The organism is Pseudomonas sp. (assembly GCF_051660785.1).
Classification (GTDB): Bacteria; Pseudomonadota; Gammaproteobacteria; order Pseudomonadales; family Pseudomonadaceae; genus Aquipseudomonas.
In genome coordinates this window covers 240647-253113 of sequence record NZ_JBOFQE010000089.1, presented here as the reverse complement: position 1 = coordinate 253113, position 12467 = coordinate 240647, and the positions used below count along the sequence as shown (strand labels likewise).

Sequence of the window (12467 nt, the reverse complement as noted above, 5' to 3'; positions counted from 1 at the left end):
TGGGTATGAGTGATAAAGCAATCTTGAGCTGCCGCGACCTGGGCAAATCCTATGAGGAAGGCCCGGAATCGGTAGAAGTGTTGGCCGGCCTGCAGCTGGAGTTGCATCCGGGTGAGCGCGTGGCGATTGTTGGCACCTCGGGATCGGGCAAAAGTACCTTGCTCAACTTGTTGGGCGGTCTCGACACGCCGACCAAGGGCAGCGTCTGGCTCGACGGCGAAGAGCTGTCGGCCCTGAGCGAGAAGAATCGCGGTCTGTTGCGCAACCGGTCGCTGGGTTTCGTGTACCAGTTCCACCATTTGCTGCCTGAGTTCACTGCGCTGGAAAACGTCTGCATGCCGCTGCTGATCGGCAAGACCGCAATCCCCGAAGCGCGTCAGCGTGCAACGGCGTTGCTGGAGCGGGTTGGACTGGGCCATCGCCTGGAACACAAACCGGCGGAATTGTCCGGTGGCGAACGCCAACGCGTGGCCATCGCCCGCGCCCTGGTGAACAAGCCAGGCCTGGTGATGCTCGACGAGCCGACCGGCAACCTCGACTCCCACACCGCCCAAGGCATTCAGGATTTGATGCTGGAACTCAGCACCTCGATGCGTACGGCGTTCCTGGTGGTGACTCACGACATGAACCTGGCTCGCCAGATGGATCGCGTCCTGCATTTGCAGGAAGGTTGCCTTACGCCCATCTGATTGGCCGAAACCCGGCGTGCTGAACAGTGCGTCGGGTCTTTTATTTTTATACGGTGCCCCAGCGAATGTTCAGACCGTTATCGATCTTTATCGGCACGCGCTATACCCGCGCCAAGCGCCGCAATCGCTTTGTTTCCTTCATCTCGATGACTTCGATGATCGGCCTCGCCCTGGGCGTGCTGGCGATGATCGTGGTGCTGTCGGTGATGAACGGCTTCCAGCGCGAAATGAGCTCGCGCATCCTCGGCATGGTGCCGCACGCGACCATCGTCGGCGTGAAACCGATCGACGACTGGCAGCCCGTGGCCGCCGCCGCGATGAAAAATCCGGAAGTCACTGCCGCCGTACCGTTCACCGAGATGGAAGGCATGCTCTCCTACAAAGGCACGATGCAGCCAATTCAGGTCAGCGGTGTTGATCCGGCGTTGGAAGGCAAGGTCTCGATCGTCGCGCAGCACATCGTTCAGGGCCGTCTCGATGCGTTGAAACCGGGCGAGTTCGGCGTGGTGATCGGCGAGATCACCGCGCGGCGTTTCCGCCTGAATGTCGGCGACAAGATCACCCTGATCGTGCCGGAAGTCAGTAACGCACCGGGGGGGATTACCCCGCGCATGCAGCGGCTGAACGTAGTCGGCGTGTTCAAGGTCGGCGCCGAGCTGGATGGCTCGATGGCGCTGATCCACGTCGCCGATGCCGCGCAGATGCAGCACTGGGAACCGAACCAGGTCCAGAGCGTGCGTTTGGCGGTGAAGGATTTGTACGCGGCGCCGAAGGTCTCCAGTGATGTTGCCGGCGCGCTGGGCACTGCCTACAGGGCTGACGACTGGACTCACACGCAGGGCAGTCTGTTCAGCGCGATGAAGATGGAAAAAACCATGATCGGCCTGCTGTTGCTGATGATCGTTGCTGTGGCGGCGTTCAATATCATCGCAACATTGATCATGGTGGTGAACGACAAGGGCGCGGACATCGCGATCCTGCGTACCATCGGCGCTACACCGCGACAGATCATGGCGATCTTCATGGTCCAGGGCACAGTGATCGGGGTGGTCGGCACTTTGATCGGGGGCGTGCTCGGCGTGATTGCGGCGCTGAACGTCAGTGAGCTGGTGGGCTGGATGGAGCGGGTCAGTGGCCAGCACATCTTCAGTTCCGATGTGTATTTCGTCAGTAACTTGCCGTCGGAGTTGCAAGGCGGGGATGTGTTGTTGATCTGCTCGGCAGGGTTCGTCTTGAGCTTCCTGGCCACGGTTTACCCGGCGTGGCGGGCGGCGAAGATTGAGCCGGCTCACGCGTTGCGTTATTCGTAAGCCCTGATACCGCCTTCGTCGGATCGCCGCCCGGAGCAGGCTCGTTCCCACATCTGATCTGATGTCAATATCGGACAGGTGTGGAAGCGAGCTTGCTGGCGATGGGGGGTACTTTTAACGCGATTCTTAGTTGATCAAATTGCAGTTGGCCAACTGTTGTAAGCGACATTCATTTCAGCCGATCCAGTTAGCGTTACATTTTCCTTGTTCTTGAGCGTAAAAGTACACGTTGCTTTAAAGCGTTTGTTTGCCGGGTCCAATTCCAGTTTCATTGTCCCGCTAGTTGCGTTGAACAAAGTCCACTGATCCCCTTCGATGATTCCCTCGTCTCTTTCCTGGTAAACCAGATTTTTAATCATCGGCCCGGGAATAGTGTGTGTGCCGGTGCGAATGGCTGGATCCAGACCAATGTAGAACATTTGATCGTGGGGCGCTTGGCGGTTGCGTTGTGAGGCTGTGAGGGCTAATCCGCCTCCGGCAAGGACAGCGATGCGAGGCTGATCGTCCAGAAATGCTCCGCGCTTTTCCAGCGTTGATTTAAAAGTGCTTTGGGTAGATGTTTTAATTTCCGATGTAGCGAGTGTTGTGTCTTCCATGATCTTCTTCTTGAGGTAAGTTGTTAGTTGTCCCTTGTCAGGGGGGGGTAACTATATGTCAGCGAAGATGGGTTGGGTGCTTGAAGTTGGGTGATGTTTGTAATTTTATGTTTTGTTGCTGCTTGGTAATTAGTTATTACTTATCGAATCGTATTGTGAATGAAGTCCACTGCGAGTCGGAGGTACAGGTAATATCGCCGCCATGAGCGCGGACGATGGAACGTGTTATTGCCAGTCCCAGGCCGGCGTGTTCACTGCTGCCTTCCCGCCGTGCCGGGTCGGCGCGATAGAAACGATCAAACAGTCGTGGTAGCTGTGTTTGGGGAATACCGATACCGGTGTTTTCTATGTCCATCCTCAGGCTTTGCGCGTTTTCAACGATTCGAACCCGAACGTGCCCTTCCTGCGGCGTAAACCGCAACGCGTTATCCAGCAAATTGGACAGCGCCCGACGCAACATGCTGCGGTCACCCTCCATCTGCGCGTTGCCCTCGCGGCTCATCGTCACCCGGGAGTCTTCAGCCAGCGGCGCAAAAAATTCCAGCAACACATCCACTTCTTCCGCCAGCTCCAACGATTCCCGCTTGGGCGTCAGCAACCCATGGTCAGCCTTGGCCAGGTACAGCATGTCGTTGACCAGTTGTGCCATCCATTGCAGTTCTTCGAGATTGCTGTGCAGCGCTTCGCGGTAGTCCTCGATAGGTCGAGGACGGGTGAGGGTGACCTGCGTATGGGTCAGCAGATTCGACAGTGGCGTGCGCAGTTCATGGGCGATGTCGGCAGAGAAGGCCGAGAGTCGCTGGAAAGAGTCGTCCAGGCGTCCGAGCATGGCGTTGAAGCTGTGGGCCAATTCCGTGAGTTCCGACGGCATATTCTCTTCGGGCAGTCGGGCATTGAGCGATTGCGCCGATACGCTGCTGGCAATCGCACTCATGCTCCGCAACGGACGCAAGCCACTGCGCGCCGCCCATGCACCGAGTAACGCGGTGGCCAGGGCGGACAAACCGACGGTCAGCCAGATCAGGTGCTGCATGCGTTGCAGAAAGTGTTGGTGATGGGTGATGTCCAGGAGCAGGGTCAGTTGCGGTGAGTCGGGACGGTCGACAAACAACGGCGCATTCAGCACCCGATAATCGGTGCCGCCGTCGTTCAGCGTGGACAACCCCGGTATGTGTGGCAGCTTTTCCGGAAGGCGCGCCGAGCTGTCATACCAGCGCTGGCCATCGCTGCCGGTGATTCGCAGCGACAGATCCGCTTGTTGGCTCAGCTCATCCGCCAGTCTGACCTCGCTTTCACTCGACTGAACGTCGTGCAGCGCACGGCGCAAACCAATCAACTTGCCGTCCAGCAGTTGCTGGTCCAGTTCGATGAAATGCGCCTCGCTGGCGCGACTGAATAACACCCCGGCAAACAATGAAACCACAGCGGTACAGGCCGCAAATAGCAGCGCCAGACGACTGCTCAGCGAAAGTCGACGCATCAGGCGGGGCGCTCTTCAAGGACATAACCCATGCCGCGTACGGTATGAATCAGCTTGTTGGGGAATTCATCGTCGATCTTCAGCCGTAAACGGCGAATCGCGACCTCGATGACATTGGTGTCGCTGTCGAAATTCATGTCCCAGACCTGGGAGGCGATCAGCGATTTGGGCAGGACTTCGCCCTGGCGTCGCAGGAGCATTTCCAGCAGGGCGAACTCCTTGGCAGTCAGGTCGATGCGCTGACCACTGCGTTCGACCCGACGACGGATCAGGTCCAGTCGAAGATCGGCCAATTGCAGGCTGGTTTCCTGAGGCGAAGCGCTGCCGCGTCGTAACAGGCTGCGGACCCGCGCCAGTAACTCGGAGAAGGCGAATGGTTTGACCAGGTAATCGTCGGCACCCAGTTCGAGGCCGTGAACTCTGTCCTCCACCGCATCCCGCGCCGTCAGAAAAAGTACCGGCGTATCCAGACCGGCACCGCGCACCGCTTGCAGAATTTGCCAGCCATCGCGGCCGGGTAGCATCACATCAAGGATCAACAGCGCGTAATCGCCACTCAAGGCCAGTTGTTGCCCTGTGTTGCCGTCGGCCGCCAGCTCGGTGTTGAACCCGGCCTCGGTCAGGCCCTGGCGCAGGTAATGGCCGGTTTTCGGTTGGTCTTCGACGATCAGCAGCTTCATGGGCAACTCGGGGCAAATGGAACGAACGCTTTATACCGTGGGCAGCATTGATACAGGCCAACCTGACAAAGTTGTAATCTGGCTGTCAGGTTGCGGGCAGTGGCGACAGTTTAAAGTTTTCCACAGGCTGAACCTTATCTTGTTGGAGTACGACTATGTTTTTGCGCAAACCTCTGGTGCTGGCCGCGTGTTTGTTGGCCCTGAGTTCGCCGGTGTGGGCTTCGCCGGCGCATACCTACGATTTCGGTCAGCCGGCCCCGGCGGCCAAGGCGACCCGCAGTGTCGAGGTGGTGATGGGCGACATGTCGTTCACCCCCAAGGCAATCGATATCAAGGCCGGTGAGACGGTGCGTTTTGTGCTGGTGAATAAAGGTCAGTTGCTGCACGAATTCAACCTCGGCGATGCGGCGATGCATGCCCGGCATCAGCAGGAAATGTTGAAGATGCAGCAGAGCGGCATGCTCACGCCTACAGGCATGAACGAAATGGACCACGGTTCGATGGCGGGTATGGATCACGGCATGATGAAGCACGACGACCCGAACAGCGTGCTCGTCGAACCAGGAAAAACCGCGGAGCTGACCTGGACCTTCACCAAGTCCACCAACCTGGAATTTGCCTGCAATATTCCCGGCCATTATCAGGCGGGCATGGTCGGCAAACTGACTGTCAGTCAGTAAGCACTCAAAGGCGGGCCCAAAGGCTGGTAGAATCCGCTGATTCTTCAGTCAGGTTTCCGCCATGCATCCCGCAGCCGAACACTCGCCGCTGGGCAAGTCCAGCGAATACATCGCCAACTATACGCCGTCCTTGCTGTTCCCGATCCCGCGCACCGCGAAATGGGCCGAACTGGGCCTGACGGCGCAAACCCTGCCTTATAAGGGTGTGGACTTCTGGAATTGCTTCGAGCTGTCGTGGCTGTTGCCGTCCGGCAAGCCGGTGGTGGCGATTGGCGAATTCAGCATCCCGGCGGATTCGCCGAACATCATCGAGTCGAAGTCGTTCAAGCTGTACCTGAACTCGTTGAATCAGACGCCGTTTGCCGACACCGCAATCCTTGAAGCGACGCTGGTGAAAGACCTGTCGGCCGCTGCCGGTAAACCGGTTGGCGTACGGATTCGCAGCCTCAATGATGTCGAAGCTGAAGGTGTCGTGGCGTTGCCGGGCGTGTGCATCGATGATCTGGAGATCAGCGTCAGCAACTACGAGCATCCGCGCCCGGAGCTGCTGCGTTGCGACAATTCGCGCATTGTCGAAGAGAGCGTGCACAGCCATTTGCTCAAGTCCAACTGCCCGGTCACCAGCCAGCCGGACTGGGGCAGCGTGGCGGTGGAATACCGTGGCGCGGCGCTGGATCACGCGAGTCTGCTGGAATACATCGTGAGTTTTCGCCAGCACTCGGACTTTCACGAGCAATGTGTAGAGCGGATTTTCCTCGACCTGCAGCGATTGCTGAAACCGGAGAAATTGACGGTCTATGCACGGTATGTGCGGCGTGGTGGGCTGGACATCAACCCGTATCGCAGCACTGAAAGCGTGCAACTGCCGAACCACCGCCTGGTCCGCCAATAAAGTACCCAACCTGTGGGAGCGAGCCTGCTCGCGATGAGGCCAGCACATCCAATACTGATGTTGACTGACACTCATCCATCGCGAGCAGGCTCGCTCCCACAGGGGATTGCATTCGCAAATCCCGGATATGAAAAAGCCCCGCTAGCGATAGCAGGGCTTTTTTGCATCCGGCGGGTTCAGATCCCCATGTTGCCCAGGGCCTGCACGATGTTGCGCAAGGTGCCGGCGAGGGTAGGGTGCTCAATTTCGAAGCGCTCGACGGCCAGGTTCACGTTGTCGGAGAGGCTGGAGTCCTGGGTTTTGGTTTCGAGCTCAAGCTCAAGTTCGATCTGTTGCATCAGCGCGTGCAGGTCTTCGCGCTCGGCTTCGGTCAGCGGTGGATTCTGTTCCAATTGCTCGCGCAGAGTATTGAGCTGTTGTTGCAGTTCGCGGGCAGGCATGGCGTTCTTCCTTTTATCGATAGGCACTGGCATAGACCGCAGCAGCGCGCCAAAGGTCTATGGCTTGCCTTTAGATTAATCCACTCGCGGCCAACCTGCATGATCTTGGTCAGGGCTTTTCGCCCTTGAACCGGCGCAGGCTGATGTCGGCCAGGCAGGTATCCAGTTCGCCCAGATGATCGATTACCGAATGCACACCCAGGCTGAACAACTGCACGGTTGCTTTGCCGCGCAAGTGTTCACGTTCCTTTTGACTCAAGGCCTGCCATTCGCTGGGCGCCAACCCGCAAAGCGAGCCGCAGGACGCCAGACCGATCGTCCACAACCCGGCATTCAGGCCCGATTGCAGCAAGCGCGGTTCGCCGCTGACAAGCACGCAGCCATCGAGTTGTTCGACATTCAACGCCATCAAGGCTTGCCAGCAAGCGTGCGGAGCCGGCCATGGATTGAGTGTTGCGGCGTGTTGCGAAGGTTTGATCCACGCGGGCAGGGCACTGGCCAGGGAATGGCTAAGGGCGGGGGGCAACTCGTCGAGCCAGGCACAGGGAATCTGCTGGCGCTGCAAGCTGCTCAGACTGTCCAGCGCGCCGGGTGTGACCTCGGCGTGCTCGGCCGTGTGAGTGTCGTGCTGGCGCATCCGGGCACCGAAATCCACCAGGCAACCACTGAGCCCGAACAATACGGCGGTCAGGCTGGGTGCAGCGAGGGGCAAGGCTTCGGCGTGCGGCATATAACGTCCCTGAAATAGCGACAAGGCTATGCGCTGCCGGTGACAGTTGAGTGACACTGATGTGAAGCGCTCGCAGTCAGGGCGAATGTTCCGTAGGCCATCGCGCGCGAGGCTGCCCTAAATCGGCTTTTCCGTCTTATACTAGCCAGCTTATCGCCTGGGCCAAGCGCCCATGCCAGTACAACCCAAGGAGTTTTCTATGCGCTGGAGCAATCGTCTAGCTCAGCTTTGTGTGTGTGCCAGCGTCTCGCTGGTTCCGTTCGCAGCCCAGGCTGCCACGGAAGAAGACCCTTGGGAAAGCGTCAACCGTCCTATCTTCCAGTTCAACGATTTCGTCGACACTTACGCGCTGAAGCCAATCGCTCAGGGTTATGAGTTCGTGACGCCGCAGTTTCTGGAAGACGGCATTCACAACATGTTCCGCAACGTCGGTGATGTCACCAACCTTGCCAACAACGTCTTGCAGGTCAAACCCGCCGCGGCTGGCGTCGACACGGCGCGTCTGATCTTCAACACCACCTTCGGCCTGCTGGGCTTCTTCGACGTCGGCACTAAGATGGGCCTGAATCGTAGCGACGAAGACTTCGGCCAGACGCTCGGATACTGGGGCGTGGGCAGCGGCCCGTACGTCATGCTGCCGCTGTTGGGCCCAAGCACGTTGCGTGACGCGCCCTCCAAGTACGTCGACGGCTACACCGGCCCGTACCGCTACATCCACGATGTGCCAGTGCGTAACTCGATCTTCGGCCTGAATATCGTCGACACCCGTGCCAGCTTGTTGTCGAGCGAGAAGTTGATCAGCGGCGACAAGTACACCTTCATCCGCAATGCGTACTTGCAGAACCGCGAATTCAAGGTCAAGGACGGCCAGGTCGAAGACGATTTTTGATCTCGGCCAGTAAAATGAAGAAGGCGGCCAATGGGCCGCCTTCTTTCGTTTTGGTCAGGGCTTATTTCATTTTCAAGATTGTAAGCCCGAGTTTCTGACTGCCACCGTCCTGCTCCTTCACCCAGACCACTTCGGTGTCGGCTTCAAGCCCTTTGAGCGCTGCGTGATCGGAATCGATGCGCACGCTGATCCGGTCACCGACCTTGAACAGGCGGGGTGCCTCGACCTGCATGCCGCTGCTGGAAAGGTCGATGCAGACAGCTGGCACCTCATCGCCTTCGTGAATCAGCGACACATCGGCATCAACCCGCATGCGGATGAAATCGCGCTTTTCGCTGTAGTCCCGATCGGTTTGGCTCATGGGCTTCATCCTTCCATTGGGTTACGGATTTGCCTGTTCTTATAACTCCCGGTGATTTGACAAGTAAAGACGTCAAGCGACCATCGGCGTGAGCTTGAAACGCCCCGCGGATGGGAGTACCGTCTGCGCCTTAGAAGGGCACCTCTGGTGAACCTGTGTGTAGGGCGAATGCCCGATAACGGTGCGACAGAGAGGCTAGAAAGCGAATCCAGTAGTGAGAGCCGGGATAAACCCCGTGCCTGCTACGCCAACCTAATTCTGGCGCCGTTTGCCCACATGCCAAAAACCAGTGCCACGCTGCTGATAATCGATGATGACGAAGTAGTGCGCGCGAGCCTCGCGGCCTACTTGGAAGACAGTGGTTTCAGTGTCCTGCAGGCCAGCAATGGCCAACAGGGTCTTCAGGTATTCGAGCAAGACAAGCCCGACTTGGTCATCTGCGATCTGCGCATGCCGCAGATGGGCGGACTCGAACTCATTCGCCAGGTCACCGAGCTGTCGCCGCAAACCCCGGTGATAGTGGTTTCGGGCGCCGGCGTGATGAACGACGCGGTCGAGGCATTGCGCCTGGGCGCGGCGGATTACCTGATCAAGCCTCTCGAAGATCTGGCTGTGCTCGAGCACTCTGTGCGCCGGGCCCTGGATCGCGCGCGCCTGCTGCTGGAAAACCAGCGCTACCGCGAGAAGCTGGAAAAGGCCAACCGCGAGCTCGCCGCCAGCCTGAACCTGCTCCAGGAAGACCAGAACGCTGGTCGCCAGGTGCAGATGAACATGCTGCCGGTCAGCCCCTGGAGCATTGATGAGTTCCAGTTTGCTCACCAGATCATCCCGTCGCTGTACCTGTCGGGTGATTTCGTTGACTACTTTCGAGTCGACGAGCGTCGGGTAGCCTTCTACCTGGCGGACGTTTCCGGTCATGGCGCCTCTTCAGCCTTCGTTACCGTGCTGCTGAAGTTCATGACCACGCGCTTGCTGTTCGAATCCAAGCGCAGCGGCACATTGCCGGAATTCAAGCCTTCAGAGGTCCTTGGTCATATCAACCGGGGCCTGATCAGTTGTAAGCTGGGTAAACACGTCACAATGGTCGGTGGAGTCATCGACGAGGAGACAGGTTTGTTGACCTATAGCATCGGTGGTCATTTACCGTTGCCTGTGTTGTACACGCCAGACAGTGTTCGTTATCTGGAAGGGCGCGGTCTGCCGGTGGGCCTCTTCAATGAAGCCACCTATGAAGACCACGTGCTGGAGCTGCCGCCGACGTTCAGCCTGACGCTGATGTCCGATGGCATTCTGGACCTTTTGCCAGAACCTACACTCAAAGAAAAAGAAGCGGCTTTGCCCCAACGGGTCAAGGCAGCGGGCGGCAGCCTGGATGGTCTGCGGCAGGTTTTTGGATTGGCCACGCTAGGGGAGATGCCGGATGATATCGCCCTGTTGGTGTTGAGCAGGAATCTTTGATGAGTACCGGTAGAATCCAGTTCGCCGAGCAGGATGGCACCTTCGTCCTGAAGTTCGTCGGTGAAGTTCGCCTGACACTGTGTTCGGCGTTGGATGCGACTATTGAGCGGATCTTCACCGCGTTGAACTTCAACGCGATCGTGATTGACCTGACCGAAACCCGCAGCATCGACAGCACCACCCTTGGCCTGCTGGCCAAACTGTCGATCCTGTCGCGGCAAAAAGTCGGCCTGCTGCCGACCGTCGTCACCACCCACGAAGACATTACCCGTCTGCTGCAGTCCATGGGTTTCGAGCAAGTGTTCAACATCGTTGACCGGCCGATCCCATGCCCTGAATGCCTGACCGACCTGCCAGACCAGGATCAGTCCGAAGAAGTGGTGCGGATCAAAGTGCTCGAAGCACATAAAATCCTGATGGGCCTGAATGACTCCAATCGTGAAGCTTTTCATGATTTGGTGAATGCGTTGGAGCGTCACTGACTCTATGTGGCGAGGGAGCTTGCTCCCGCTGGCTTCGAAGCAGAGCCAAAATCCAGGCAACAAAAAAAGGCCCGTATCTCACGATACGGGCCTTTTTGCATTGCGCTGAACTAGATCACAGCTTGGCTTGCAGCAGTGCTTCGAGTTTTTCCTGGTCGCGAGCGAACTGACGAATACCCTCGGCCAGTTTCTCGGTCGCCATCGCATCTTCGTTGGACAACCAACGGAACTGCGCTTCATTCAGGCTCAAGCGCGCCTCACCGGCATGACCCGGAGCTAGCTTACGCTCCAGCTTGCCAGTGTCCGCCGCCAGTTTTTCCAGCAGCTCCGGGCTGATGGTCAGGCGATCACAGCCGGCCAACTGCTCGATCTGATTCAGATTACGGAAGCTCGCACCCATGACCACGGTCTTGTAGTCATTGGCCTTGTAGTAGTTGTAGATACGCGTCACCGATTGCACGCCCGGATCATCCGCGCCGGTGTAGTCGTTGCCGTTGGCTTTCTTGTACCAGTCGTAGATGCGTCCTACGAACGGTGAAATCAGGAACACCCCGGCGTCCGCACACGCCGCAGCCTGTGCAAACGAGAACAGCAGTGTCAGGTTGGTTTGAATGCCTTCTTTTTCCAGCTTCTCGGCGGCGCGAATGCCTTCCCAGGTGGAGGCGATCTTGATCAGCACGCGGTCACGGCCAATGCCTGCCTTGTCATACAGCTCAATCAGACGGTGCGCACGCTTCAATACGGCGTCAGTGTCGAACGAAAGACGGGCATCCACTTCAGTGGAAATTCGGCCCGGTACAACTTTCAGAATCTCTTGGCCTACCGCCACGCCAAAACGGTCGCTGGCCAGGCCCACATCGCCCTTGCAGTCGTGAACGCAAGCGTTCAGCAACTCGGCATAACCGGTGATGGCCGCGGCTTTCAGCAGCAGGGAAGGGTTGGTGGTGGCGTCGACGGGTTTAACGCGAGCGATAGCTTCGAAGTCGCCGGTGTCGGCAACCACGGTGGTCATTTGCTTGAGTTGTTCCAGCTTGGAAGTCATGGGCGTGCTCTGTCCTATGGGTCTGATGACATTACCCGAGCGCTGACAGCCACTCAAGGGCGCATGTACGTATCGGTGGCCCCGGTGGCAACAACCGGAAAACGGATGTTTGAAAGGCGGGGCGCGGGTATCGGTAGATACGATGCCAAAAGGCGGCGCAGGTTCAAAGCAACTGATCGTTGACGCCCCACTGGTGACTCCAATGCCTGATCTGCCATGCCGGAATTCGTGGGTGCCGGTTGTTAGAAATGGTCAAGTTCTGCCGTTATAAGATGTCAAATAGTGCGACTTGGATGGCGTGTAATGTGGTGCCGATAAATGTAGGTAGTGGATGGAAAGATGACTTCACAGGAGGAACGGGTTTGCGGAATGGTGGAGGCCTTCGATGATTTTATTCTCGGCTATGTCTTGAAGAAATTGACCGAAGTGTTTGAAGAACTATTGGCCGCGTCAAGGAAAAATCATCCGGACAATATGAAGGGTCTGGTTGGGATGTGCAGGGTGAAAGCCACAAAGAAAATCCCCGGCTGGCTGAAACGAGTCAAATACAGCACGCCCAATCAAGTCACGGGTGTGTTGTTGAAGCAAATGAATGAGTCGAAGACGTTCAAACATGACCTGCGCTTTGAAGCGCAAGCCGTATTGTTCGAGGTGCTGGTGGAGGAGTCACTGGCAATGGACGCCGCGAGTTACGCGCGGTGGATGAATAAAAGTCCCTGTTAACGGAGCGCGCGGTCA

At 57.7% G+C, this 12467-nt stretch carries 15 protein-coding genes; 8 read left to right on the top strand and 7 right to left on the bottom strand.

Annotated elements, in window-relative coordinates; translation table 11 throughout:
• Positions 1-5: 5 nt before the first annotated feature.
• On the top strand, positions 6-689 hold the full coding sequence (lolD, locus tag ACRC4F_RS25910; protein WP_178082290.1) for a lipoprotein-releasing ABC transporter ATP-binding protein LolD: 684 nt from the start codon (positions 6-8) through the stop codon (positions 687-689).
• Positions 690-754: 65 nt separating this feature from the next.
• Complete coding sequence (locus ACRC4F_RS25905) at positions 755-1999, top strand: lipoprotein-releasing ABC transporter permease subunit (protein WP_438661907.1); 1245 nt, start codon at positions 755-757, stop codon at positions 1997-1999.
• A 134-nt stretch (positions 2000-2133) separates the two neighbouring features.
• Here the strand turns inward: ACRC4F_RS25905 and ACRC4F_RS25900 are convergent, their stop codons facing one another.
• The 3 genes from ACRC4F_RS25900 to ACRC4F_RS25890 form a co-directional block, all read right to left on the bottom strand.
• Positions 2134-2595 (bottom strand): hypothetical protein, encoded by a 462-nt coding sequence (locus ACRC4F_RS25900; protein ID WP_438661906.1) that lies wholly within the window; start codon positions 2593-2595, stop codon positions 2134-2136.
• A gap of 136 nt (positions 2596-2731) precedes the next feature.
• Positions 2732-4075, bottom strand: a complete 1344-nt coding sequence (locus tag ACRC4F_RS25895; RefSeq protein WP_438661905.1) for a heavy metal sensor histidine kinase — start codon at positions 4073-4075, stop codon at positions 2732-2734.
• Positions 4075-4755 carry a heavy metal response regulator transcription factor gene (locus ACRC4F_RS25890; RefSeq protein WP_438661904.1) on the bottom strand — a complete coding sequence of 227 codons (681 nt, stop codon included), beginning with the start codon at positions 4753-4755 and terminating at the stop codon, positions 4075-4077. Before ACRC4F_RS25890 ends, ACRC4F_RS25895 begins: the two co-directional genes overlap by 1 nt.
• 155 nt (positions 4756-4910) lie before the next feature.
• On the opposite strand from ACRC4F_RS25890, the gene copI reads away from it, so the two are divergent.
• Both copI and queF read left to right on the top strand, forming a co-directional pair.
• Positions 4911-5435, top strand: a complete 525-nt coding sequence (copI, locus tag ACRC4F_RS25885; RefSeq protein WP_438661903.1) for a copper-resistant cuproprotein CopI — start codon at positions 4911-4913, stop codon at positions 5433-5435.
• Between the two features lie 61 nt (positions 5436-5496).
• A complete protein-coding gene (gene queF / locus ACRC4F_RS25880) occupies positions 5497-6327 on the top strand; it encodes an NADPH-dependent 7-cyano-7-deazaguanine reductase QueF (protein WP_438661902.1) in 831 nt (276 codons plus the stop codon).
• Between the two features lie 176 nt (positions 6328-6503).
• Here the strand turns inward: queF and ACRC4F_RS25875 are convergent, their stop codons facing one another.
• On the bottom strand, positions 6504-6767 hold the full coding sequence (locus tag ACRC4F_RS25875; protein ID WP_438661901.1) for a DUF4404 family protein: 264 nt from the start codon (positions 6765-6767) through the stop codon (positions 6504-6506).
• Positions 6768-6876: 109 nt separating this feature from the next.
• Positions 6877-7497 carry an HAD family phosphatase gene (locus ACRC4F_RS25870; RefSeq protein WP_438661900.1) on the bottom strand — a complete coding sequence of 207 codons (621 nt, stop codon included), beginning with the start codon at positions 7495-7497 and terminating at the stop codon, positions 6877-6879.
• Positions 7498-7696: 199 nt separating this feature from the next.
• On the opposite strand from ACRC4F_RS25870, the gene ACRC4F_RS25865 reads away from it, so the two are divergent.
• A complete protein-coding gene (locus ACRC4F_RS25865; RefSeq protein ID WP_438661899.1) occupies positions 7697-8386 on the top strand; it encodes an MlaA family lipoprotein in 690 nt (229 codons plus the stop codon).
• A gap of 61 nt (positions 8387-8447) precedes the next feature.
• Here the strand turns inward: ACRC4F_RS25865 and ACRC4F_RS25860 are convergent, their stop codons facing one another.
• Positions 8448-8747 carry a PilZ domain-containing protein gene (locus ACRC4F_RS25860; RefSeq protein WP_438661898.1) on the bottom strand — a complete coding sequence of 100 codons (300 nt, stop codon included), beginning with the start codon at positions 8745-8747 and terminating at the stop codon, positions 8448-8450.
• A 276-nt stretch (positions 8748-9023) separates the two neighbouring features.
• Between ACRC4F_RS25860 and rssB the strand changes: the two genes are divergently transcribed.
• On the top strand, positions 9024-10205 hold the full coding sequence (gene rssB / locus ACRC4F_RS25855) for a two-component system response regulator RssB (RefSeq protein WP_223431966.1): 1182 nt from the start codon (positions 9024-9026) through the stop codon (positions 10203-10205).
• Positions 10205-10687 (top strand): anti-sigma factor antagonist RssC, encoded by a 483-nt coding sequence (rssC, locus tag ACRC4F_RS25850; RefSeq protein WP_007935262.1) that lies wholly within the window; start codon positions 10205-10207, stop codon positions 10685-10687. The genes rssB and rssC overlap by 1 nt, the downstream gene beginning before the upstream one ends.
• Before the next feature lie 115 nt (positions 10688-10802).
• On the opposite strand, the gene tal is transcribed toward rssC, so the two are convergent.
• A complete protein-coding gene (tal, locus tag ACRC4F_RS25845) occupies positions 10803-11729 on the bottom strand; it encodes a transaldolase (protein ID WP_438661897.1) in 927 nt (308 codons plus the stop codon).
• Positions 11730-12068: 339 nt separating this feature from the next.
• Here tal and ACRC4F_RS25840 point away from each other — a divergent pair, with 339 nt between their 5' ends.
• A complete protein-coding gene (locus ACRC4F_RS25840; protein ID WP_438661896.1) occupies positions 12069-12452 on the top strand; it encodes a hypothetical protein in 384 nt (127 codons plus the stop codon).
• Positions 12453-12467: the final 15 nt, after the last annotated feature.

What these genes read in the sequence shown, in the direction of transcription:
- rssC (WP_007935262.1), top strand. Translation starts at nt 10,205, where the DNA reads ATGAGTACCGGTAGAATCCAGTTCGCCGAGCAGGATGGCACCTTCGTC.
- lolD (WP_178082290.1), top strand. Translation starts at nt 6, where the DNA reads ATGAGTGATAAAGCAATCTTGAGCTGCCGCGACCTGGGCAAATCCTAT.
- tal (WP_438661897.1), bottom strand. Translation starts at nt 11,729, where the DNA reads ATGACTTCCAAGCTGGAACAACTCAAGCAAATGACCACCGTGGTTGCC.
- ACRC4F_RS25895 (WP_438661905.1), bottom strand. Translation starts at nt 4,075, where the DNA reads ATGCGTCGACTTTCGCTGAGCAGTCGTCTGGCGCTGCTATTTGCGGCC.
- ACRC4F_RS25860 (WP_438661898.1), bottom strand. Translation starts at nt 8,747, where the DNA reads ATGAGCCAAACCGATCGGGACTACAGCGAAAAGCGCGATTTCATCCGC.
- rssB (WP_223431966.1), top strand. Translation starts at nt 9,024, where the DNA reads ATGCCAAAAACCAGTGCCACGCTGCTGATAATCGATGATGACGAAGTA.
- ACRC4F_RS25865 (WP_438661899.1), top strand. Translation starts at nt 7,697, where the DNA reads ATGCGCTGGAGCAATCGTCTAGCTCAGCTTTGTGTGTGTGCCAGCGTC.
- ACRC4F_RS25905 (WP_438661907.1), top strand. Translation starts at nt 755, where the DNA reads ATGTTCAGACCGTTATCGATCTTTATCGGCACGCGCTATACCCGCGCC.
- queF (WP_438661902.1), top strand. Translation starts at nt 5,497, where the DNA reads ATGCATCCCGCAGCCGAACACTCGCCGCTGGGCAAGTCCAGCGAATAC.
- ACRC4F_RS25890 (WP_438661904.1), bottom strand. Translation starts at nt 4,755, where the DNA reads ATGAAGCTGCTGATCGTCGAAGACCAACCGAAAACCGGCCATTACCTG.
- ACRC4F_RS25900 (WP_438661906.1), bottom strand. Translation starts at nt 2,595, where the DNA reads ATGGAAGACACAACACTCGCTACATCGGAAATTAAAACATCTACCCAA.
- ACRC4F_RS25870 (WP_438661900.1), bottom strand. Translation starts at nt 7,497, where the DNA reads ATGCCGCACGCCGAAGCCTTGCCCCTCGCTGCACCCAGCCTGACCGCC.
- ACRC4F_RS25875 (WP_438661901.1), bottom strand. Translation starts at nt 6,767, where the DNA reads ATGCCTGCCCGCGAACTGCAACAACAGCTCAATACTCTGCGCGAGCAA.
- copI (WP_438661903.1), top strand. Translation starts at nt 4,911, where the DNA reads ATGTTTTTGCGCAAACCTCTGGTGCTGGCCGCGTGTTTGTTGGCCCTG.
- ACRC4F_RS25840 (WP_438661896.1), top strand. Translation starts at nt 12,069, where the DNA reads ATGACTTCACAGGAGGAACGGGTTTGCGGAATGGTGGAGGCCTTCGAT.